Consider the following 19,787-nt stretch of genomic DNA (forward strand, 5'->3'; position numbering starts at 1 on the left):
GGCCGGATCGCGAAGTGCGTCCAGCCTGACCCGGTCCGTGTTTGTCTGATCTTCGCCTATTGCCTCTCGCGCGTCTTCATGTGCTGAATCGACGCCGGTGAAATGTGCAGGATTTCGGTCCTGTGGGGCATGGCTCAACCCGGGGGGATCAGTTTGACGCCGGTTAAGTTCCGGATTCGTGACGATATTGCGATTGTCACCATGGCCAGCCCGCCGAGCAACGGGCTGACGCCCGAGATGCGGGCAGCTCTTGCCGCACGGCTCGAGGGGCTCGACCATTTTCCGGAGGTCCGCGCGGTGATCCTGTTGTCCGAGGGCGAGCACTTCTCGCTCGGACAGGATGTGCGCGAGGTCGGCGAGCACGAGCAATCCCCGAGTCCGGCCGAGCTCTGCAACCTCGTCGAGGGGCTGCATGTGCCGGTGATCGCCGCGATTCAGGGCCTCGCGCTTGGCGCAGGGGCGGAACTGGCGCTGGCCGCCCATTTCCGGGTGATGGAGCCGGACGCCCGAATCGGCCTCCCGCAGGTGACGATGGGGCTGGTCCCCGGGGCAGGGGCCACGCAACGGCTGCCGCGACTGATCGGGGCGGACCCCGCACTGCGGATGATGCTGACGGGCAAACCCGTGACCGCCAGCGCCGCGCGGGAGATCGGCCTCGCCAACGGAGTCGTCGTCGGCCACCTCGCGACGGGGGCGATGACGCAGGTGAAAGCGCTGCTCGAGAAGAAGACGCCGTGGCCGCGCACGCTCGCCCGACGCGACGGGCTGGAAGACGGCGCCGCTTTCATGCGCGCCATCGTGCAGCGGCGGCGCCAGACTGACGGCAGCAAGATGACCGCACCGGGCCAGATCGTCGATTGCGTCGAAGCGGCGCTCCTGCTGCCGGGACAGGCCGGTCTCGCGTTCGAGGCGTCCGCACGTCTGTCCAGCCTGCGCGACCCGCAATCCCGTGCGCTGCGCGGTCTCTATATGGCGGAACGGCGCATCGCCTCGCGCCTGCTGTCGAGCGCCGAGGGACGGCGGACGGTTGCGGAGCCGGACGGCCTCGACGTCGTTTCACGATTGCGGCACGCGCTTGGCCTCGCGATCCGGACCCTGCGCGAGATGGGAGAGAGCGCGGAGGCGGTGGACGCCGCCATGGCCTCGATCGGCTTCGCTGAGCTGCCGTTCGGAACGGGTGCGCAGGCAACCGGCGCGAAGCCGGAGGTCGTCCGCCGGATCGTCGCGGCACTGATGGCGGAGGGGTCGCGGCAGGTCGAATCCCGCAAGGTCGATCGGGCGTCCGATATCGACGTCCTGTCCGTTTACGGACTGGCGTTTCCGAAATGGCGTGGCGGGCCGATGCGGATGGCGCAGGAGCTGGGTCTGCTCAAGCTGCAACGCGAGATGTCGGGCTGGGCCGAGGACAGCTCCATCTGGGCGCCGACCCGTCTGCTGGGGGAGGCGATCAAGTTCGCCGGTGGCTTCGACCAGGTGGTCGTGCTGAGCGCGTGATGCGCGACGCGCGGGGGATTACCCCGCGCTCGCCGATTCTTTCTTCTCGTCAGCGTAGATCATCAGCGGCGTGGCGTCGGGGCCGACGGCCTCTTCGTTCACGACCACTTCGTTGACGCTGTCCATGCCGGGCAGGTCGAACATCGTGTCGAGGAGGATGTCCTCCATGATCGACCGCAGGCCACGTGCGCCGGTCTTCCGTTCGATCGCGCGCTTGGCGATGGCCGAGAGCGCGTCGTCGGTGAAGGTCAGCTTCGTATCCTCGAGCTCGAACAGGCGCTGGTACTGCTTGACCAGGGCGTTCTTCGGCGCGGTGAGGATGGTCACGAGGGCCTCTTCGTCGAGGTCCTCGAGCGTGGCGATGACCGGCAGACGGCCGACGAATTCCGGGATCAGGCCGAATTTCAGCAGGTCCTCGGGTTCGAGATCGCTGAAGATCTGGCCGACGCCGCGCTCGTCCACGTCACGGACATCGGCACCGAAGCCCATGCCGGACCCTTTGCCACGCTGGCTGATGATCTTGTCGAGGCCGGCGAAGGCGCCGCCGCAGATGAACAGGATGTTCGTCGTGTCGACCTGCAGGAATTCCTGTTGCGGATGCTTGCGCCCGCCCTGCGGCGGCACGGAGGCGACGGTGCCTTCCATGATCTTCAGCAGGGCCTGCTGCACCCCTTCGCCCGACACGTCGCGGGTTATGGAGGGGTTGTCCGACTTGCGGGTTATCTTGTCGACCTCGTCGATATAGACGATGCCGCGCTGCGCCCGCTCGACGTTGTATTCCGACGCCTGAAGGAGCTTGAGGATGATGTTCTCCACATCCTCGCCGACATAGCCGGCTTCCGTCAGGGTGGTGGCGTCTGCCATCGTGAAGGGCACGTCGAGGATGCGGGCGAGCGTCTGCGCAAGCAGCGTCTTGCCGCAGCCCGTGGGGCCGATCAGCAGGATGTTCGACTTCGCCAGTTCGATGTCGGTTTTCCCGGCATGGTTCAGGCGTTTGTAGTGGTTGTGGACGGCGACCGAGAGCACGCGCTTGGCGTGGAGCTGGCCGATGACGTAATCGTCGAGAACCTCGCAAATCTCACGCGGGGTGGGCACGCCATCGGAGGACTTGAGCCCGGAGCTCTTGGTTTCCTCGCGGATGATGTCCATGCAGAGTTCGACGCACTCGTCGCAGATGAACACGGTCGGCCCGGCGATAAGCTTGCGGACCTCGTGCTGCGACTTGCCGCAGAAACTGCAATACAGGGTGTTCTTGCTGTCGTTGCCTGACGCGTTGGCCATCTCGAAAATCCCTTGACGGTTTCCCGTTCGTCTGCCCTTCCCGCCACCCTATGGCAGCGGGAAGGACGCTACAACGCGAAAGTCGTCTCGCATTTGTTACGTGTCGCCGCCCGTCTCCGAGCCGCGCTGTTCGAAGATCTCGTCGATCAGGCCCCAGTCCTTGGCCTCCTCGGGCGACATGAAGTTGTCCCGCTCGAGCGCGGCCTCGACCTTCTTCAGGGTCTGGCCGGTGTGCTTGACGTAGATCTCGTTGAGGCGCCGCTTGAGCTTCAGCGTCTCCTCGGCGTGGATCATGATGTCGGTCGCCTGGCCCTGGTAGCCGCCGGAGGGCTGGTGGACCATGATGCGGCTGTTGGGCAGCGACAGGCGCATGCCCGGCGCGCCACCGGCGAGCAGGAGCGAACCCATCGAGGCCGCCTGGCCGATCACCAGGGTGGAGACCGCGGGTTTGATGTACTGCATCGTGTCGTAGATCGAGAGACCGGATGTCACCACGCCGCCGGGGCTGTTGATGTACATCGAAATCTCTTTCTTCGGGTTCTCCGCCTCGAGGTGGATCAGCTGCGCCACGATGAGCGAGGCCATGCCGTCGTGGACGGGGCCGTTCAGGAAGATGATCCGCTCCTTCAGAAGGCGGGAGAAAATGTCGTAGGCCCTCTCACCGCGGCTCGTCTGTTCGACGACCATGGGGACGAGGTTCATGTATGTTTCCAGGGGATCGTGCATCGCGTGGGCCTGCCTCTTGATGGGTGCGGTCTTTCTACTGCGGAAAACCTTCACGGAGTCTTAGTGGTGCCGTGACGGGGCTTCAAGGCGATGGCGCAACACAAAGGCGCCTTGACTCGAATCGTAAGCCATGACTTACCGTAAGTCGTGGCTGACCAACCTTCAACCCCCGCCGCCCCTCACGTCATCGAGGCGCTGGCCGATCCGACCCGCCGCGCCATCGTCGAGGCGCTCCGCGCGGGGCCTCAGCCTGTCTGCGTGATCGCCGGCGGATTGCCGGTGTCGCGACCGGCGGTGTCGCAACATCTGAAGGTTCTGACCGATGCGGGCCTCGCCCGTGTCACGCCGCGGGGCAACCGGCGATATTACGAACTCGCCCCCGAGGGGGTCGACAGTCTGCGCCGCTACCTCGATCAGCTCTGGGACGACGCGCTCGCCGCGTTTGCCCGGGCGGCGCACCGGAAATCGAAGGAATGACGATGGACCCGATCAAGAAGAGCCTCACCGTGCCGCTGACCCCGGCGGAGAGCTTCCGCCTGTTCACGGAGGGTATGGGCGAGTGGTGGCCGTCCGAGACGCACTCGCTATCGGCAGCGACGGGCGATCTGCCCGCCCGGATCGAGGTCGAGCCGCGCGTCGGCGGGCAGGTCCTCGAGACGCTGCAGGACGGACGCGTGATGCCCTGGGGCCGTGTGACCCGCTGGGACGAGGGACGCGCCTTCGGCGTCGACTGGCACGTCGGCCGCGACGAGGAGGAGGCGACGGACCTGCTGGTCGTCTTCTCGCCGGTCGAGGCGGGCACCCGGGTCGAGCTGACGCACGGCGGTTTCGACCGGTTGGGCGAGGCCGCGACCGCGCTGCAGGGCAATTACGAGACCGGCTGGGACCACGTCCTCGCCCGATGCTACGCCGGGCATTGCAAAATGCGGGTCACGGCCTGATCCGGCGGAGCGCGCTGGTGCGCGCACCGTATGAGCCTGCCCGTGCCGGGCAGGCGGGTCAGGGGGCTGTCTGCCCCTCCGGGCCTGCGGCCCATTCACCCCCGAGAGGTATTTATCGCCAGATGACAGGCAGGAGCGGCGTTAAGGTTAACGCGGGCCCGCTCTCTCATCTGGCCCCAAATACCTCCCGCCGGAGGCTCCGACGGTCGGGTCAGACCAGGCTCAGCCAAGCCGGGCGCAGAAGTCGGCAATCCGGTCGCAGGCTTCGACCAGCGTCTCATCCGCGAGCGCGTAGCTGATACGGAACGCCGGCGAGAGGCCGAAAGCCGCACCGAAGACCACTGCCACGCCGGCCTCGTCCAGCAGGGCCATCGCGAAGTCCTCGTCCGTCTCGATCGACTTGCCGCCAGCGCTCGTCTTGCCGATCAGGCCCTTGATCGAGGGATAGACATAGAAGGCGCCCTCGGGCTTCGGGCAGTCTATGCCCTCGATGGCGTTCAGCTTTTCCACCACGATATCGCGGCGGCGCACGAAGGCGGCGTTGCGGGGGGCGAGGAAGTCGTGCTCCCCCTCCAGCGCGGCGAGCGCGGCCCACTGGCTGATCGAGCTGGGGTTCGAGGTCGATTGCGACTGAACCTTGCGCATCGCGCCGATCAGCTGTTCCGGCCCCGCCGCGTAGCCGATCCGCCAGCCGGTCATGGAATAGGCCTTGGATACGCCGTTTACCGTGAGGGTGCGATCGAAGAGGCCCGGCTCGACCTCGGCCGGGGTCGTAAAGGTGAAACCGTCGTAGACGAGGTGCTCGTAGATGTCGTCGCTCAGCACCCAGACATGGGGGTGGCGCATCAGGACATCGGTCAGCGCCTTCAGCTCGGCCCGGCTGTAGGCGGCACCGGTCGGGTTGGACGGCGAGTTCAGGATCACCCACTTGGTCTTCTCGGTAATCGCGGCCTCGAGCTGGTCGGCCGTCATCTTGAAACCGGCCTCGAGCGGGCATTCGACGATCTTCGGCGTCCCGCCGGCGAGCAACACCATATCGGGGTACGAGACCCAGTAGGGCGCGGGGATGACCACTTCGTCGCCTGGGTTCAGCGTAGCCATCATGGCGTTGTAGAGCACCTGCTTGCCGCCGGTGCCGACGGTGACCTGCGACGGTTTGTAGTTCAGTGAATTGTCCCGCGCGAACTTCGCGCAGATCGCGCGCTTCAGCTCGGGCAGGCCGTCCACGGCGGTATAGCGGGTCTTGCCCTCCTGGATCGCCCGGATGCCGGCGGCGGCGATATGCTCGGGCGTGTCGAAGTCCGGCTCGCCGGCGGCGAGGCCGATCACGTCCTTGCCCTCCTCCTTCAGCTCCAGCGCGCGGCCGGACATGGCCACGGTGGGCGAGGGTTTCACGCGGTCGAGTGTCGCGGAGAGGATCTGCATGGTCGGCTCCCAGTGGAAATGACGGCGGCGCCATGTCATAGGAGAGCTCCGAAACCCGCACAAGCGCGAAGGGGAGCGTGATGGACGAGGGGACAGAGAGCGGCTGGTACAGCGACGAGTCGGCGACGTTCGGCGACAGGCTCGCAGCGGCGCGCGATGCGGCCGGGATGAGCCAGAAGGATCTGGCGAAACGCCTTGGCGTGAAGCTGTCGACGCTGCGCAACTGGGAAGACGACCTTGCGGAGCCGCGAGCCAACAAGCTGTCGATGGTGTCGGGTCTGCTGTCGGTGTCGCTGCCGTGGCTGCTGACGGGAGAGGGCGACGGGCTCGATGGGCCGGTGTCGGAACTTCCCGAGGACGTGAGCGCGATACTGTCGGAAATGCGCTCGCTGCGGACGCAGTCGAGCCGGATCGCGGACCGGCTCGGCATTCTCGAAAAACGTCTGCGGCAAGCGGTGACCGAAGGGTGAGCGAGACGCGGGACACCAGGCTGCGCCGCCTCGGCATGCGCTCCATGCGGCGCGGCATGAAGGAGATGGACCTCATTCTCATGGGGTTCACGCCGATGCTGGCGACCATGTCGGACGAAGAGCTCGACGCCTATGAAAGCCTGCTCGACGAGAACGATCAGGACCTTTACGCGTGGATCGCCGGCCAGTCCGCTCCGCCCGCCGAACATGGGGAAATGATCGACCGGATCAAGGCGGGGCTGCCCGCCTGATCCGTCGGATTGTCAGGGTGTCCTGACCTTTAGGACAGTCTCATCGGATGGCGCGGGGATGACGAACGTCTCCTAACTCATTGCTATCTCGAGTTGATCGGCGCCGTTAACCATGGGCAATGCCTGCGGTGTCGAGCCCGTTGGGCTTAACCCGATCTTCGGTCTTTTGATCCAGAACCCCTGTCGATCGAGCAGGAAGACGGAGATGAAGAGATGAGCGTGATGACCCCCGTCGTCCATCCGACGGCGTCGGCGGCCGAGGTCGGCTTCATGTCGTGGTACCTTGAATCCCTGACGCTGGTCGAGCGGCTGCACCGGCTGCTGCTCGACGTCATCAAGGACGAGTTCGAACGGCTCGGCATCATAGAGATCAATGCCGTGCAGGCGCTGCTGCTCTTCAATGTCGGGGACGCCGAACTTACCGCAGGAGAGCTGAAATCCCGCGGCTACTACCAGGGGTCCAACGTGTCCTACAATCTCAAGAAACTGGTCGAGCTCGGCTACATGCACCACCAGCGCTGCGAGATCGACCGTCGTTCAGTGCGCGTGAAGCTGACGCCGAAAGGGCGGGGAATCCGCGATGTGGTCGGCAAGCTCTTCGCAAACCACGCGCGCGGACTGCAGGACCGCGGAGTGCTGGACATGAACGGGATCGAGACGATCACCGCCGCCCTCAAGCGGCTGGAGCGGTACTGGACCGATCAGATCCGCTACATCTACTGACGTGGATCAGCCGCCGGCTCCGCCCGACTGACCACCCGCGAATGCGCCATTCACGTCCGCGATCGCCGCGATGCGGCTCGTGAACGTGCCGATGCCGATCGCAAGTATCGCAACGATCACCAAAGAGAGGATAACCTCTCCTCGCTTGAAGGGAGGTTTGGGCGTCATGCAGACACCGCAGCGACCGCCGAACAGTCTCATGTGGTGCCCACAATCGTGGCACCTGAAAACACGTATCGCCATTTTGACCCCTTAACTGCAAAGGCTCACGCCTCCGAGTCGTCCTAGCGTCAAACTAGGCATCCATTCGCTGACGTTGAAGTAAATCATGCGTAGATTGGCCCTTCCGCCCACGACTTTTTCGTGGCGCGAGCGGGCGGACAGCGGACCGCCCAAAAATCAACACTTCGGTGAACAGTCACCGTCGCGTATTGAGTGCTCAAGGGCAGTGCGTTGTGGTCGCAAGTCACTGAGATCAGGGGGTTAAGTTAGCGCGAAAGCTCAGATTGTTACTGCAGCATTATCAACTTTGGTCGCTGAGGGCGTCTGTCGCGGTTCGGCAAACGATCGCCGTTCAGAACCCCAGCCGATCCCGCAGCGCGTACCAGGTCATCGCCAGCGTCAGCAGCGGGGCGCGAGCGGCGGCGCCACCGGGGAACGGTGTGACGGGCAGGGTCGAGAGCGTGTCGAACCGTCCAGCGTCGCCGGCGATCGCTTCGGCCATCGCCTTTCCGGACAGCGTCGACAGGGCGACGCCGTGGCCGGAGAAGCCGCCGGCCGCCAGAACGCCGGGCGCGACACGCGAGATGTAGGGCAGGCGGCTCATCGTGATGCCGAGCGTCCCGCCCCAGTGGTAGTCGATGTTCACGCCTGCGATCTGGGGGAAGAGACGCTCCATCCGGGCGCGCAGCGCGGTGAGGATGTCGACGGGATACCCGATCGAATAGCTCTCGCGACCACCGAACAGCAGGCGCTTGTCCTCGCTCAGACGGTAGTAATTCACCACGAAGCGGCTGTCGGACACGGCCACATCGCGGGACAGAACCTCCGCCGCGCGGTCGCCGAGCGGCTCGGTCGCGGCGATGAAGGAGTTGATCGGCATGACCCGCGCCGCATAGGGCCGCGACAGTCCGGGCAGGTAGCCGTTGCCGGCAAGGATCACGTGCTTCGCCTCGACACGACCCTCCGGCGTGACGATGGTGGTGCCCTCGATCCGCGTCGCCTCTGTCCGTTCGAAGATTTGCGCGCCGGCGGCCTCGGCCCCGGTGGCGAGGCCGAGCACAAAGCGCAGCGGGTGGACATGCGCCGCAGACATGTCGAGAACGCCGCCGGCATAGACCGGCGAGCGGCAGATTTCGCGGAACTCGGGCCCGTCGAGGAACTGCGTCCTGTAGTCATACTTCCGGGCCAGCCAGTCGGCGTAGCGGCGGCTGTCGTCGGCGTCCGCCTCGGTCCAGTCGCCGTGCATCACGCCGCGGGTGAAGCGGGCGTCGGGGGCGTGCGTCGCGCAGAGATCGCCGACCAGCTCCTTCGCCTCCTCCGCGAGGTCCCAGAGCGCGCGCGCGGGACCGTCGCCGAGCTTGCGGGACAGCCACTGCTGATCCTTGTTGAACCCCGAGGTGACGTGCCCGCCGTTGCGCCCCGATGCGCCGAAGCCGACGCGGTGCGCCTCTATGACCGCGACCGAGAGGCCCCGCTCGGCCAGCGTCAGCGCGGCGGAGAGCCCGGTATAGCCTGCGCCGACGATCGCGACATCGGCCTTCTCCGTGCCGCGCAAGGGCGCACGCTCCGCGCCGATGAGGGCGGAGGCGGCGTACCAGCTTGGAGGATAGATGCCGGGGTCGTCGTTGCGGTAGAGCGGATTCATCAGACGTTCAGCAGGAGGTGTTCTCGCTCCCAGGGGGAGATGACCTGCAGGAACTCGTCGTATTCGGTCATCTTCACCAGCGAGTAGACGCGGGCGAATTCGGGGTGAAGAACCTCGTGCATCTCCTTGGCTTCGTTGAAAAGATCGAGCGCGGCATAGACCCCGCGCGGGATTGCGTCCTCGGCCTCGTAGGCGTCGCCATGGTAGCGCTTGTCGGGCCAGACCTCGTTCTTCATGCCGAGGTAGCCGCAGGCGAGCGAGGCGGCGATGCCGAGATAGGGATTGCAATCCATCCCCGCGATCCGGTTTTCGACCCGCCGCGCGGAGGGTTCGGAAATCGGGATGCGGATGCCGGTGGTGCGGTTGTCCCGGCCCCACTCGAGGTTGATCGGCGCGGCGTGGTCCTTCACGTAGCGGCGATAGGAGTTCACGTAGGGTGCCAGCAGGGCGACCACGCTGGGCAGGTGTTCCTGCAGGCCTCCGATGAAATGGAAGAAGGCGTCCGTCTCGCCGCCCTGGGGGCCGGCGAACAGGTTGCGGCCCGTCGAGTCCACGATCGAGTGGTGAATGTGCATGGCGGAGCCGGGTTCGCCCTCGATCGGCTTGGCCATGAAGGTCGCGAAGCAATCGTGCTTGAGCGCGGCCTCGCGGATCAGCCGCTTGAAGTAGAAGATCTCGTCGGCGAGCTTCACCGGGTCGCCGTGGCGGAGGTTGATCTCCACCTGGCCGGCGCCGCCTTCCTGCGTGATGCCGTCGATCTCGAACCCCTGGATCTCGGCGAACGAGTAGATGTCGTCGATGACGGGGCCGTATTCGTCGACGGCGGTCAGCGAATAGGCCTGCCGGGCAGCGGCCGGGCGGCCGGTGCGGCCCATCATGGGCACGATCGACTGGGCCGGATCGGTGTTGCGCCCGACGAGATAGAATTCCATCTCCGGCGCGACGATCGGGGTCCAGCCTTCGGCGTTGTAAAGCTCGACCACGCGTTTCAGCACGTTGCGCGGCGCCAGAGGGACCGGGTTGCCCTTCTGGTCGTAGGCATCATGGATGACCTGCAGCGTGCCGTCCTGCGTCCAGGGCGCAGCGGTCGCGGTGTCCATGACCGGCTTGAGGATCATGTCCGGCTCGGTGAAGCCGCCGAGCTCTTCATCCTCGCCCCAGTCGCCGGTGATGGTCTGGTAGAAGATCGAGTTCGGCAGGTGGAAATGCGTCAGCCGCTCGAACTTGGCGGCGGGCACGGCCTTGCCGCGCGCGATGCCCGGCAGGTCGGCGATGACGCACTCGACCTCGTCCAGCTTCTTGTCCTGAAGGTAGGCCTGTGCCGCCTGCGGCAGACGGTCGAAATAGCTGGTCATGCGACCTCCCGGGTCTTGAGGAAGGCGGCGATCCGATCGGCGAGGACGGCGTTGGCATTGTCGCGGCCGAGGTTCTGGCGCGCCTTGTCGACCAGATCCGGCGGAACGGCGTCGCTGCGGTGTTCGATCAGGCCCTCGATGAAATCGTCTCGGAACTCGGGGTGGGCCTGCACCGTGTAGGCCTTGTTGCCATAAGCGATGGCGGCGTTCGCGCATCCGCCGTTGCTGGCCAGTACGCGCGCCTCATCGGGCAGGGACACAACCTGATCCTGGTGCCAGGCGTTCAGCGCGATCTCGTCGCCCGACCAGTTGTAGGTCTGCCGGCCGACGACCCAGCCCCCGCCGAATTTCTCCACCTTGCCGCCGAGCGCCTGCGCGATGACCTGGTGGCCGAAGCAGATGCCGACGAGCGGCGTGCCGGCGTCGTAGATCGCGCGGATCAGCTCCTCGAGCGGCGGGATGAAGGGATGATCCTCGTAGGCGCCGTGGCGCGAGCCGGTGATGAGCCAGCCCTCTGCGGCGTCGGGGCCGTCAGGGAACTCCATGTCGACCACGTTCCACGTGGTGAAGGTGAAGCCGTGCCCGCCGAGCAGCCGCTCGAACAAGTCGGAATAGTCGCCAAGAGTGGGGCGCAGCGCGTCGGGCGCATGGCCGGTCTGGAGGATGCCGATGTGCATGAAACACCAATTCTGGTTGCCGCGCAGAGGGTAATTCCGCGCGGCATCCGGCGCAAGGGGAGGTCAGGCCACCTCGTCGAACACGAGGTCGAGCGCAGTCTCCAGCTTGGAGAACATCTCGTCCATCTGGTCGTCCGTCATGATGAACGGCGGGCAGAGCACGACGGCCTGCCCGAGCGGGCGGCAGATCAGCCCCTGGTCGGTGCAGGCGTTGGCGATGCGCTCGGACACCGACAGGCTGCCGGGGAAGGGCAGCTTGGTTGCCTTGTCCTGCACGGCCTCGACCGCGCCCATCAGGCCCATGCCCCGGGCCTCACCGATATTGTCCTTCTGCGCCAGTCGCTTGAGCCCCGCCTCAAAAGCAGGCGTGATGCGGCGGACGTTGTCGATCAGGGGCGGGTTGCCGTCGGCGCCCTCCATGATGACCTCGATCGCCTTCAGCGCGATGGCGCAGCCGACCGGGTGGCCGGAGGCGGTGAAGCCGTGGGGGAATTCCTCGATCGATTCCGAGGCCTTCTGCAGCCGGTCGGACAGTTCGGGGCCGAGGATGATGGCGCCCATCGGGAAGAAGCCTGCGGTCAGGTTCTTGGACGAGATGATCGCGTCAGGGGTAAAGCCATAGGCCTCCGCACCCCAGGCGTGGCCGGTGCGCCCGAATCCGCAGATCACCTCGTCGGAGATCAGCGGGATGCCGTGCTTCTGAAGAACGGGCTGTATCTTGTTGAAATAGCTCATTGGCGCGGGGATCACACCGCCTGCGCCCATCACCGGCTCGGCCACGAAAGCGGCGATCGTGTCGGCGCCCTCGGTCGCGATCGTCTCTTCCAGCTCGGCGACGAGGCGGTCGACGAAGGCCTCTTCGCTCTCGCCCTCCTGTCCCTCGCGCCAGTAGTGGGGGCAGGTCAGGTGGATGAAGCCGGGCAGCGGCAGGCCGAAGACCGAGTTGTAGGGCTTGCCGGTCATCGAGGCCGACACCGCCGTCACCCCGTGGTAGCCGTTCTTGCGCGTCAGGATCTTGCGCTTTTCGGGCTTGCCCTCGTGCGCGTTCAGGAACCAGAGCATCTTGACCAGAGTGTCGTTCGCCTCGGACCCGGAGTTCGTGTAGAACACGCGGCCCTCGGAATAGGGCGAAACCTCGATCAGCTTCTCAGACAGCAGCACGGTCTGGTCGGACATCCGTCCGAAAAAGGCGTGATAGCCGGGAAAACGGTCGTACTGGTCCTTGGCCGCCTGCGTCAGGCCGGGATGGTCGAAGCCGGCGACCATGTTCCACAAGCCCGAGTTCGCGTCGAGGTAGCGGCGGCCGTGGACGTCCGTCACGTAGGGGCCTTCGCCGCCGGTCAGCACGACCGTGCCGCGCTGCGCGATCGTGGGCAGGTCGGTGAAACCGTAGAAGCTGTTCGCGGCGGCGCGCGCTTCCCAGCTGTTGGGCGAGTCATCGGGCATTGGGGACCTCTGTTCTTGACGGTCGGAGCGTAAGCCCGCCCGTCGCGGTGTTCAATCGCCCGAGTGACGCGGCAGCCCGTCATCCATCAGCGCGCACGGCACGGCTGTGGCTGCGATGGCGCGATACGTCGGCGGGAAATCCGCCGGGTCGGACAGTGGCGTTGCCAGAGTGTCGCTTCCGCGTCGAAGCGACAGGCTGTGGCCCCGGAGTGTCCGGTTCGCGTCATATGTCCGGTATCCGCGTGTTGCCCGCCCCGGACAAGCCTTCTAACGTCCGCGCCATGGCGCAGAGGCAGGGCAAGATCACGCTTTGGGGAGTCGAGGTCTTCGTGGCCACGGCCGAGGAGGCGTCGATCACGGCTGCCGCGCGGCGGCTGTCGACGTCCGCCGCGACGATCAGCCAGCAGCTCACCAACCTCGAACGGGATGTCGGTGCGACGCTTCTGAACCGCTCGGAGCGGCCGATCTCGCTGACACCGGCGGGGGAGACGTTCCTGCGCCGGGCGAATGCGATTCTGAACGAGGCGGAGCAGGCGCGGACCGAGCTCGCGCTGGCCGGGCAGGGCGCCTTGCAGCGGCTCAGGCTCGGCATGATCGAGGATTTCGACGCCGACGTGACGCCGCGCCTCCTGTCGGCGCTCGCGGAGGAGATGCCGGGCTGCCAGTTCCTGCTGGAGACGGGGGCGTCGCACCGGCTGTTCGACCAGCTCGACGCGCGCGCGCTCGACATGGTTGTGACGACCGACATGGGGCTCAGCGACGCGGGCCACGAGGTGCATCCGCTGCTGGAAGAGCCGTTCGTCATCGCCGCCCCGCGCGGCCGGATCGAGCCGGCGCACGTGCTGCGCCAGCTGATGAGCCTGCCCAACATCCGCTACACGACCCGGCATCACATGGGCCGCGCCATCGCGGCGCACCTCGCGCAGCAGTCGCTGAACTTTCCGACGCGGTTCGAGCTCGACAGCTACCACGCGATCCTCGCGATGGTGGCAGAGGGTGCAGGCTGGACGATCCTGACGCCGCTCGGCTGGCGCCATGCGCGGCGCTTCCGGGACAGCGTGGAGATCCTGCCGCTGCCGGGACGGCCGCTTTCGCGCACGATCCTGCTCACCGCGCGGGGCGGCGTCCTGGGCGCGGCGCCAGCGCAGGTGGCGGAGCGTCTGCGGGGGATCATCCGCGAGATGGTGGTCGAACCGACGGTGTCGGAGTCGCCGTTCCTCGAGAAGTCGCTGCGGCTGCTCTGAGATCGGCGGCCTGATCCAGCGGGTCGCGCTTGCGCGCGCGCTGCCGTGAGCCCTCCCTGCCGGTCGGGCGGGTCAGGGGGCGTTCTGCCCCCTCTTGGGCCTGCGGCCCAATTCACCCCCGAGAATATTTGTCAGCCCAAAGAAGCGCCTTGGCGGTGCGTCAGAAGGGAAATCGCGAGCGACGCGAGGATACAGGCGGAAAACAGGTAAAGGCCCCACGCGACCTCGACCCGGCCGACGCCCATGCCCTTGGCGACGACGATATAAAGCGCGGCCAGAAAGATGTCGGCCATCGCGAGCTTCCCGAGCAGGGTCAGCGCGGGCATCACCCGCCGGTCGAGCAGTTCGAACTGAACGAGCGCGAGGCCGATCGTCTTCAGGTAGGGCGCGAAGAGCGCGAAGCCGGTCACGACGAGGGCGAGAAAGACGTCCGTCTCCCACAGGGATTGCAGGCCGGAGATGACCGATATCTCCGACATGCCGAACAGCGGCAGCAGGCCGGCGCGCAGCAAGGGCGCGAACCAGGCGACCGGGAACAGCAGGATCAGCGACAGGTTCGCGAGTTTCAGGGCCGTGGACATCGTCGCCTCGTTCGGAAGGCGCCAGTGTGCGGTCCCGCGGCCCGTGGTCAAGGGCGGCTCACTCGGCGGCGTGCTGCATCGGCATGCGGGTGACGTTGTCGTCGTCGCGCACCACAGTGATCCCCAGGTCGGGCAGGCAGAGCTCCAGCTGTTCCTCGAGCTGGGCGAGCTGGGAGGCGACGACCGCTTCCTCGACTTCGACCTGTTCGCGCCAGCGCTTGATCTCGCGGCAGGCATGGAGCGCCTCCACGATCTTCTCCTGCTGGCGTTCGGCCTCGGCCTGCCGCTGTTCGAGGAACTCGCGGGCGCGGGCGACCTTCTGGTCGTTGTAGGTCTCGGCAAGGTGGCGGCTTTGCTGGCTCATCTGCGCGGCGACTTCCATCACCTCCGGCTCGAGCTGTTCGAGGTCGGGATGGTCGCGCAGGTAGGCGAGACGTTCGCGGACCTGATCGAACTCGGAGGACATGGTGAACACGCCGGCCCGGTCGGCGGTGTGACAGTAGTGATAGGCGCGGGCCACGTCGTTCATCGACAGGTTGAAGCGCCGGTGGGAGTTCTCGAGCGCCATGATCCGCGTCGTCGAGGGTGCAAAGAACATCAGCGCGACGAGGATCGATGTCAGAGCGATCTGCGCGACGGGACCGGCTTCGGGAAAAAACCATTCGCCTACCTGCGCCTCGAACGTCAGCCACGGGGCGTAGCCCGAAGCCGAGGCCACCGTGTAGGCGAATGCCGCGATCGCCAGAAGCGCGAGCGCGACGAAAGACAGCGCATGCATGGAGCGATGCGCCGTCCGGAAAATGCTTATCATGGGCATGGAAGAGGTCCCTTCGGTCTCACGCGCGCCGGTGAAATCCGGCTTTTTGTCTACGGCAAGAAATCGCCGACTGTGCGATTTCAACACGGCGTGAGTGTCAGGGTTCCGGCGACGCGAGGTCAGGCCCAGATGGTGTAACCCCAAAGCCCCAGGAAACCGGCGAGCGCGAGGACGTGCAGGACGTCGATCCCCCACCAGCGCCGCCCCGGCAGAACGGCGGAGGCCAGCAGTGGGATCGAGGCCGCGACATTCATCCCGGCACCGCCCCACCACGACCTCCAGAAGCCGGCAGAGCGCACGATCGTGCCGTTTCGCAGGTCCAGAACCTCCGGCAGGTAGCGGGCCGACAGGCCGGCGAGGGCGACGACCAGCGCCAGCAGGGCCGCTTGCCGCGCGGCTCCGCGCGCAACGAGCGCGCGCACGAGCGCCAGCAGCAGGATCACCGGGAGGTAAACGATCTGTTTCACGGGAAGAAACGCCAGCAGGACGGGGTCTGGCTGGAAGTTGGTCGGGTCGAAATTCTCGAACATGGGCAGTCCTGGTCTGGCTCGTCCGCTCATTTAGCGCCCGGCGTCGCGTGGGGCGAGGACGATCTGCACGGGCAACGGCGGGGGCGTCAGACGGTGTCGAGGTAGAGGTCGACCTTCTCGGCGTCGGTGAGCTCTGCGAAATAGTGCAGTTCCTGCCGCTTGGTGGCCACGTAGTTCCGCACGAGTTCCTCGGGGAAGATGCGCGAGATGATGTCGGATTCCTCGAACGCGTCGATCGCCTGCGCCCACGTACCGGGCAGCTGGGGCAGATGCTGGTCGTAGGCGTTGCCGGTAATCGGCTCCGGCGGCTCCATCTCGTCCTCGATCCCGACGAGCGCTGCGCCGAGCACGGAGGCCAACATCAGGTAGGGGTTCACGTCGCCGCCCGCGACGCGGTGCTCGATCCGGCGGGCCTTGGGGCTGCCGGCGGGCACGCGGATCGCGGCGGTGCGGTTCTCGTAACCCCAGCAGACGCCGGTGGGGGCGTGTGCCTCGGGCACGAGACGGTCGTAGCTGTTGCCGTGCGGCGCGAAGATCAGCGCGGAAGCCGGCATCGCGGCGAGGCAACCGGCGACGGCATGGCGGAACAGGTCGGTGCCGCGCGACGTGCCGTCGTCGAAGACGTTGTTGCCGGCCTGATCGAGCAGCGAGAAATGCACGTGCATCCCGTTGCCGGAGTAATCCTCATAGGGCTTGGCCATGAAGGAGGCGGCGAAGCCGTGGCTGCGGGCGACGCCGCGCACCAGAAGCTTGAAGAGCCACGCGTCGTCGGCGGCCTTCAGGGCGTCGTCGACATGGGACAGGTTCAGCTCGAACTGACCGATCCCGGCTTCGCTGATGGCCGTCTCGGCGGGAATGTCCATCGCCTCGCAGCCGTCGTAGACCTCGGTGAAGAAGATGTCGAAGGCGTCGAGCGCCCGCAGGGACAGGATCTCGGCCCCCGGGCGACGCTTGCCGGAACGGGGCGAGGGCGGCACCCGAAGCTCCTTGCCGGAATCGTCGATTACGTAGAACTCGAGCTCGGTGCCGACGACGGGCGTCAGGCCGCGCGCGCGGAAGCGCGACAACACACGGGCGAGCGCGTGGCGCGGGTCACCGTCGTAGGGGCGGCCGTCCTCGCGATACATCCACATCGGCAGCAGCGCCGTCGGCGCGGAGAGCCACGGCAACGGCAGGTAGCCGCGCTCGGTCGGGTGGCAGATGCCGTCGGGGTCGCCGGATTCGAAGACGAGCGGACTGTCGTCGATGTCCTCGCCCCAGATGTCCAGGCTGAGCACGGAGAGCGGAAAGCGCGTGCCGTCCTCCATCGCCTTCTGTGCGAAGCGCCGGGGGATGCGCTTGCCGCGCGCAATGCCGTTGAGGTCGGAGGCGGCGACACGGATCGTGCGTACCTCCGGATGGTCTTCCAGCCAGGTCATCTTGCGAGCATCGCTCCGGGTCGCAGTTTCATGCGTGCGCGCTGAGTCGTCGGCAAGTGCCGGTTCAGGCGCCGGTTGATCGCTCCCATCACGCCGATGATGCAGAGCGTCACGAGGATGAAGTAGCAGGCCAGGATCGGATAGGGAACGAACGGGTTGAAAGTCTTGTCGGCAAAGTAGCTCGCATAGTAGAGCGCGTCGCCCTGCTGGCTGCGCGCCGGGAAGCCGGAGAAGAAGACCAGCGTCGTGGCGTGGAACAGGAAGATCGCCTCGTTCGTGTAGGCCGGCCAGGCGAGGCGCAGCATCGTCGGCCACGTGATCCGCCGGAACTTCGACCAGCCGGTGAAGCCGTAGGCATCCGCCGCCTCGGTATCGCCCTTGGGGATCGAGAGGAGCGCGCCGTAGAAGATCTCGCCCGAGTAGGCGGCGGTGTTCAGGAACAGCACGATCGCCGCACCGAGCCAGGCGGAGGTGAAGGGGTCGAAGAAGGCATAACTGCCCTTCAGCGACAGGAAGCAGAAGTAGGCGAAGAAGAACTGGATGAAGAGCGGGCTGCCCCGGAACAGCAGGATGAACCACTCCGCCGGCTTCCTCAGCCAGACGGAGGTCGACGCCTTGCCGAGCGCGAGCGCCGTGGCGAGGAAGAACCCGGTGCAGAGTGCGACGAGGCCGAAATAGACGTTCCAGATCATGCCTGAGCCGATCAGCACGACCTGCTGGCACAGATCGAAGTCCGTGCGCGGCAGGCGTTCGCCGTAACCGAGCGAGCGGAAGGCGTAGTCGCCGATGGTCTGCCAGCAGCTCATGCGGCGGCCTTTCTCTGACGTTCGCCGCCCGCGGTCGCCTGCCCCTTGGTGAGCCGGCGCATCAGCCGGTCGAGCACGACTTCGGAGAGGCGCGTGAAGGCGAGGTAGAAGACCAGCAGCGCGAGGAAGTACCACATGCGCCAGTCGCCGTGCGGGTAGGCGGTGAATTGCGGTGTCTTGGTGCCGCCGAGGTCGCGGGCCCAGTAGACGATGTCCTCGACCCCCAGCAGGAACAGCAGCGGTGTCGCCTTTATGAGTACCATCCAGAGGTTTGACAGACCCGGCAGGGCATAGACCCACATCTGCGGGATGAGGATGCGCCGGAAGGTCTGGCGCGAAGTCATGCCGTAGGCCTCCGCCGTTTCGATCTGGGCACGGGGCACGGCGCGCATCGCACCGTACAGGACGTTCGCGGCGAAGGCGCCGAAGACGATGGCGAAGGTCAGAACGGCCAGGGCGAAGCCGTAGCTCTCATGCACCCACTGCGGCGCTGAGGAGAGCGGCAGTTTCGCCTCGGCGCAGACGATGAAGTCGTTGCCCTGGTAGATCGGACTGTCCCACTCGGGGCATTTCACCTCGTGGCGCAGCCATTCGAACATCTGGTCGAGCGCGATCACGAAGAACAGGAAGAAGGCGATGTCGGGCACGCCGCGCACGATGGCGATGTAGCCCTTGCCGAGCCACGACAGCGGTGCGGGACCGCGCGCGACCGAGGCGCCGGCGAAGCCGAAGAGCAGCGCCAGTGGCGCGGTGATGGCCAGCAGCAGCAGGACGGTGCCGAAGGAGGCGTAGAACGCCATGTGCTTGCCGGTCGTGAGGTAACAGGCGAGCCACGATAGGCCGGACAGTTGTTCGGGATCGGCGCAGGCGGCGAACATCAGGCGGACTCCAGCTCTTTCGTCAGGTGGGCGACGACGCGGTCGGGATCTTCGAGCTGCGGCAGGTGGCCGAGCCCCTCGAGCGGTTGGAGCGGAACGCCGATGGCACGGGCCAGCGCCTCGCCCCGGGTGAGCGGGATCCACGGATCCGCTGTGCCCCACAGCACGGCGGCGGGACAGCGCAGGTCGCCATAGGCGGGTTCGACCTCGGCCGTGTAGCGCTCGTCGGCGAGGGCGAACTGGGTCCAGAACGCCTGTTGTCCCTCGGCCGACAGCCACGGCGTGTCGAGCCGGTCGTAATCCCCGGGCGCGAGCGGCCGGGCGAGTGCGCTGTCGATATAGGCGCAGACGATCGCCTTGTGGATATGAGGCGGCAGGCCCCGGAAGGCGTCGACGTGGGTCTTCACATGTTCGAAGAAATCCGACCCCCAGGGGCGCATCGCGACGACGTTCATCAGGATGAGCCGGGAATAGTCGGTGCCGTGCAGCAGGTGAGCGCGGAGCGTGACGGCGCCGCCGAAATCGTGCGCGACCACGGTGGGCGCGTCGAGGGACCAGTGATCGAGCATCTCGGCGAACACCTCGCCCTGCGTGTCGAGCGCGGGCGGCCGGGTGGGCGTCAGGGTCGAGCGGCCGAACCCCGGCATGTCGTACCAATGAACGTGGAAGCGGTCGGCGAGGAGCGGGATGACGCGGGACCACGCGAAGGAGGACCATGGCCAGCCGTGGGCGAGGACCAGCGCAGGCCCGTCGCCGGCAGAGCCGGCGGCAACGCGTCCGGCGGAGGTGTCCACCGTCTGATCCAGGGTCCAGGTCGTCATGTGTGGAGGTAGGATGGGCCGGGGCCCATCCTACGT

At 66.4% G+C, this 19,787-nt stretch carries 22 protein-coding genes; 7 read left to right on the forward strand and 15 right to left on the reverse strand.

Annotation, left to right across the window (positions count from 1 at the left end; all coding sequences use genetic code 11):
- Window positions 1-129 precede the first annotated feature (129 nt).
- Window positions 130-1,494: an enoyl-CoA hydratase/isomerase family protein gene (locus I8N54_RS05665; protein ID WP_269434060.1), complete on the forward strand. Its 1,365-nt coding sequence runs from the start codon at window positions 130-132 to the stop codon at window positions 1,492-1,494.
- Between the two features lie 18 nt (window positions 1,495-1,512).
- On the opposite strand, the gene clpX is transcribed toward I8N54_RS05665, so the two are convergent.
- Together clpX and I8N54_RS05675 are read right to left on the reverse strand one after the other, a co-directional pair.
- Window positions 1,513-2,775: an ATP-dependent Clp protease ATP-binding subunit ClpX gene (clpX, locus tag I8N54_RS05670; RefSeq protein ID WP_140193490.1), complete on the reverse strand. Its 1,263-nt coding sequence runs from the start codon at window positions 2,773-2,775 to the stop codon at window positions 1,513-1,515.
- A gap of 96 nt (window positions 2,776-2,871) precedes the next feature.
- On the reverse strand, window positions 2,872-3,501 hold the full coding sequence (locus I8N54_RS05675; protein ID WP_140193489.1) for an ATP-dependent Clp protease proteolytic subunit: 630 nt from the start codon (window positions 3,499-3,501) through the stop codon (window positions 2,872-2,874).
- A 147-nt stretch (window positions 3,502-3,648) separates the two neighbouring features.
- Between I8N54_RS05675 and I8N54_RS05680 the strand changes: the two genes are divergently transcribed.
- The gene (locus I8N54_RS05680; RefSeq protein ID WP_140193488.1) at window positions 3,649-3,978 is read left to right on the forward strand and encodes an ArsR/SmtB family transcription factor; all 330 of its coding nucleotides are present in this window, start codon (window positions 3,649-3,651) and stop codon (window positions 3,976-3,978) included.
- A 2-nt stretch (window positions 3,979-3,980) separates the two neighbouring features.
- Window positions 3,981-4,442, forward strand: coding sequence for an SRPBCC domain-containing protein (locus I8N54_RS05685; protein WP_140193487.1), 462 nt, complete (start codon window positions 3,981-3,983; stop codon window positions 4,440-4,442).
- 222 nt (window positions 4,443-4,664) lie between these two features.
- Here the strand turns inward: I8N54_RS05685 and I8N54_RS05690 are convergent, their stop codons facing one another.
- The gene (locus tag I8N54_RS05690; RefSeq protein ID WP_140195591.1) at window positions 4,665-5,867 is read right to left on the reverse strand and encodes a pyridoxal phosphate-dependent aminotransferase; all 1,203 of its coding nucleotides are present in this window, start codon (window positions 5,865-5,867) and stop codon (window positions 4,665-4,667) included.
- Window positions 5,868-5,947: 80 nt separating this feature from the next.
- Between I8N54_RS05690 and I8N54_RS05695 the strand changes: the two genes are divergently transcribed.
- From I8N54_RS05695 to I8N54_RS05705, 3 genes are all read left to right on the forward strand, one after another.
- Window positions 5,948-6,337: a helix-turn-helix domain-containing protein gene (locus I8N54_RS05695; RefSeq protein WP_140193486.1), complete on the forward strand. Its 390-nt coding sequence runs from the start codon at window positions 5,948-5,950 to the stop codon at window positions 6,335-6,337.
- Entirely contained in the window at window positions 6,334-6,588 is a 255-nt protein-coding gene (locus tag I8N54_RS05700; RefSeq protein WP_140193485.1) for a succinate dehydrogenase assembly factor 2, read from the forward strand. Before I8N54_RS05695 ends, I8N54_RS05700 begins: the two co-directional genes overlap by 4 nt.
- Window positions 6,589-6,801: 213 nt before the next feature.
- Entirely contained in the window at window positions 6,802-7,311 is a 510-nt protein-coding gene (locus I8N54_RS05705) for a MarR family winged helix-turn-helix transcriptional regulator (RefSeq protein WP_140193484.1), read from the forward strand.
- A 6-nt stretch (window positions 7,312-7,317) separates the two neighbouring features.
- Here I8N54_RS05705 and I8N54_RS05710 read toward each other — a convergent pair whose 3' ends face one another.
- From I8N54_RS05710 to I8N54_RS05730, 5 genes are all read right to left on the reverse strand, one after another.
- Entirely contained in the window at window positions 7,318-7,512 is a 195-nt protein-coding gene (locus I8N54_RS05710) for a hypothetical protein (RefSeq protein WP_140193483.1), read from the reverse strand.
- Window positions 7,513-7,885: 373 nt separating this feature from the next.
- Window positions 7,886-9,178, reverse strand: coding sequence for an NAD(P)/FAD-dependent oxidoreductase (locus I8N54_RS05715; RefSeq protein ID WP_140193482.1), 1,293 nt, complete (start codon window positions 9,176-9,178; stop codon window positions 7,886-7,888).
- On the reverse strand, window positions 9,178-10,533 hold the full coding sequence (locus I8N54_RS05720; RefSeq protein WP_140193481.1) for a glutamine synthetase family protein: 1,356 nt from the start codon (window positions 10,531-10,533) through the stop codon (window positions 9,178-9,180). The genes I8N54_RS05715 and I8N54_RS05720 overlap by 1 nt, the downstream gene beginning before the upstream one ends.
- Window positions 10,530-11,210, reverse strand: coding sequence for a type 1 glutamine amidotransferase (locus tag I8N54_RS05725; protein ID WP_140193480.1), 681 nt, complete (start codon window positions 11,208-11,210; stop codon window positions 10,530-10,532). The genes I8N54_RS05720 and I8N54_RS05725 overlap by 4 nt, the downstream gene beginning before the upstream one ends.
- A gap of 63 nt (window positions 11,211-11,273) precedes the next feature.
- Window positions 11,274-12,656, reverse strand: a complete 1,383-nt coding sequence (locus tag I8N54_RS05730) for an aminotransferase (protein WP_140193479.1) — start codon at window positions 12,654-12,656, stop codon at window positions 11,274-11,276.
- Window positions 12,657-12,937: 281 nt separating this feature from the next.
- Between I8N54_RS05730 and I8N54_RS05735 the strand changes: the two genes are divergently transcribed.
- Complete coding sequence (locus I8N54_RS05735; protein WP_140193478.1) at window positions 12,938-13,900, forward strand: LysR family transcriptional regulator; 963 nt, start codon at window positions 12,938-12,940, stop codon at window positions 13,898-13,900.
- A gap of 131 nt (window positions 13,901-14,031) precedes the next feature.
- On the opposite strand, the gene I8N54_RS05740 is transcribed toward I8N54_RS05735, so the two are convergent.
- The 7 genes from I8N54_RS05740 to I8N54_RS05770 form a co-directional block, all read right to left on the reverse strand.
- A complete protein-coding gene (locus I8N54_RS05740; protein ID WP_140193477.1) occupies window positions 14,032-14,481 on the reverse strand; it encodes a paraquat-inducible protein A in 450 nt (149 codons plus the stop codon).
- Between the two features lie 58 nt (window positions 14,482-14,539).
- Window positions 14,540-15,298 (reverse strand): DNA repair protein, encoded by a 759-nt coding sequence (locus I8N54_RS05745; RefSeq protein WP_140193476.1) that lies wholly within the window; start codon window positions 15,296-15,298, stop codon window positions 14,540-14,542.
- Between the two features lie 119 nt (window positions 15,299-15,417).
- Window positions 15,418-15,828, reverse strand: a complete 411-nt coding sequence (locus I8N54_RS05750; protein ID WP_140193475.1) for a hypothetical protein — start codon at window positions 15,826-15,828, stop codon at window positions 15,418-15,420.
- 86 nt (window positions 15,829-15,914) lie between these two features.
- Window positions 15,915-17,246 carry a glutamine synthetase family protein gene (locus tag I8N54_RS05755; RefSeq protein WP_140193474.1) on the reverse strand — a complete coding sequence of 444 codons (1,332 nt, stop codon included), beginning with the start codon at window positions 17,244-17,246 and terminating at the stop codon, window positions 15,915-15,917.
- A complete protein-coding gene (locus tag I8N54_RS05760; protein WP_140193473.1) occupies window positions 17,243-18,052 on the reverse strand; it encodes an ABC transporter permease in 810 nt (269 codons plus the stop codon). The genes I8N54_RS05755 and I8N54_RS05760 overlap by 4 nt, the downstream gene beginning before the upstream one ends.
- On the reverse strand, window positions 18,049-18,930 hold the full coding sequence (locus I8N54_RS05765) for an ABC transporter permease (protein WP_140193472.1): 882 nt from the start codon (window positions 18,928-18,930) through the stop codon (window positions 18,049-18,051). Before I8N54_RS05765 ends, I8N54_RS05760 begins: the two co-directional genes overlap by 4 nt.
- On the reverse strand, window positions 18,930-19,751 hold the full coding sequence (locus I8N54_RS05770; protein WP_140193471.1) for an alpha/beta fold hydrolase: 822 nt from the start codon (window positions 19,749-19,751) through the stop codon (window positions 18,930-18,932). Before I8N54_RS05770 ends, I8N54_RS05765 begins: the two co-directional genes overlap by 1 nt.
- Window positions 19,752-19,787: the final 36 nt, after the last annotated feature.

This window comes from Pelagovum pacificum (genome assembly GCF_016134045.1).
Classification (GTDB): Bacteria; Pseudomonadota; Alphaproteobacteria; order Rhodobacterales; family Rhodobacteraceae; genus Oceanicola; species Oceanicola pacificus_A.

Coding starts and splice junctions, on each gene's coding strand:
- I8N54_RS05675 (WP_140193489.1), bottom strand. CDS start 3,501: ATGCACGATCCCCTGGAAACATACATGAACCTCGTCCCCATGGTCGTC.
- I8N54_RS05715 (WP_140193482.1), bottom strand. CDS start 9,178: ATGAATCCGCTCTACCGCAACGACGACCCCGGCATCTATCCTCCAAGC.
- I8N54_RS05720 (WP_140193481.1), bottom strand. CDS start 10,533: ATGACCAGCTATTTCGACCGTCTGCCGCAGGCGGCACAGGCCTACCTT.
- I8N54_RS05760 (WP_140193473.1), bottom strand. CDS start 18,052: ATGAGCTGCTGGCAGACCATCGGCGACTACGCCTTCCGCTCGCTCGGT.
- I8N54_RS05685 (WP_140193487.1), top strand. CDS start 3,981: ATGGACCCGATCAAGAAGAGCCTCACCGTGCCGCTGACCCCGGCGGAG.
- I8N54_RS05745 (WP_140193476.1), bottom strand. CDS start 15,298: ATGCCCATGATAAGCATTTTCCGGACGGCGCATCGCTCCATGCATGCG.
- I8N54_RS05770 (WP_140193471.1), bottom strand. CDS start 19,751: ATGACGACCTGGACCCTGGATCAGACGGTGGACACCTCCGCCGGACGC.
- I8N54_RS05750 (WP_140193475.1), bottom strand. CDS start 15,828: ATGTTCGAGAATTTCGACCCGACCAACTTCCAGCCAGACCCCGTCCTG.
- I8N54_RS05695 (WP_140193486.1), top strand. CDS start 5,948: ATGGACGAGGGGACAGAGAGCGGCTGGTACAGCGACGAGTCGGCGACG.
- I8N54_RS05690 (WP_140195591.1), bottom strand. CDS start 5,867: ATGCAGATCCTCTCCGCGACACTCGACCGCGTGAAACCCTCGCCCACC.
- I8N54_RS05765 (WP_140193472.1), bottom strand. CDS start 18,930: ATGTTCGCCGCCTGCGCCGATCCCGAACAACTGTCCGGCCTATCGTGG.
- clpX (WP_140193490.1), bottom strand. CDS start 2,775: ATGGCCAACGCGTCAGGCAACGACAGCAAGAACACCCTGTATTGCAGT.
- I8N54_RS05665 (WP_269434060.1), top strand. CDS start 130: ATGGCTCAACCCGGGGGGATCAGTTTGACGCCGGTTAAGTTCCGGATT.
- I8N54_RS05730 (WP_140193479.1), bottom strand. CDS start 12,656: ATGCCCGATGACTCGCCCAACAGCTGGGAAGCGCGCGCCGCCGCGAAC.
- I8N54_RS05705 (WP_140193484.1), top strand. CDS start 6,802: ATGAGCGTGATGACCCCCGTCGTCCATCCGACGGCGTCGGCGGCCGAG.
- I8N54_RS05710 (WP_140193483.1), bottom strand. CDS start 7,512: ATGAGACTGTTCGGCGGTCGCTGCGGTGTCTGCATGACGCCCAAACCT.
- I8N54_RS05740 (WP_140193477.1), bottom strand. CDS start 14,481: ATGTCCACGGCCCTGAAACTCGCGAACCTGTCGCTGATCCTGCTGTTC.
- I8N54_RS05735 (WP_140193478.1), top strand. CDS start 12,938: ATGGCGCAGAGGCAGGGCAAGATCACGCTTTGGGGAGTCGAGGTCTTC.
- I8N54_RS05725 (WP_140193480.1), bottom strand. CDS start 11,210: ATGCACATCGGCATCCTCCAGACCGGCCATGCGCCCGACGCGCTGCGC.
- I8N54_RS05755 (WP_140193474.1), bottom strand. CDS start 17,246: ATGACCTGGCTGGAAGACCATCCGGAGGTACGCACGATCCGTGTCGCC.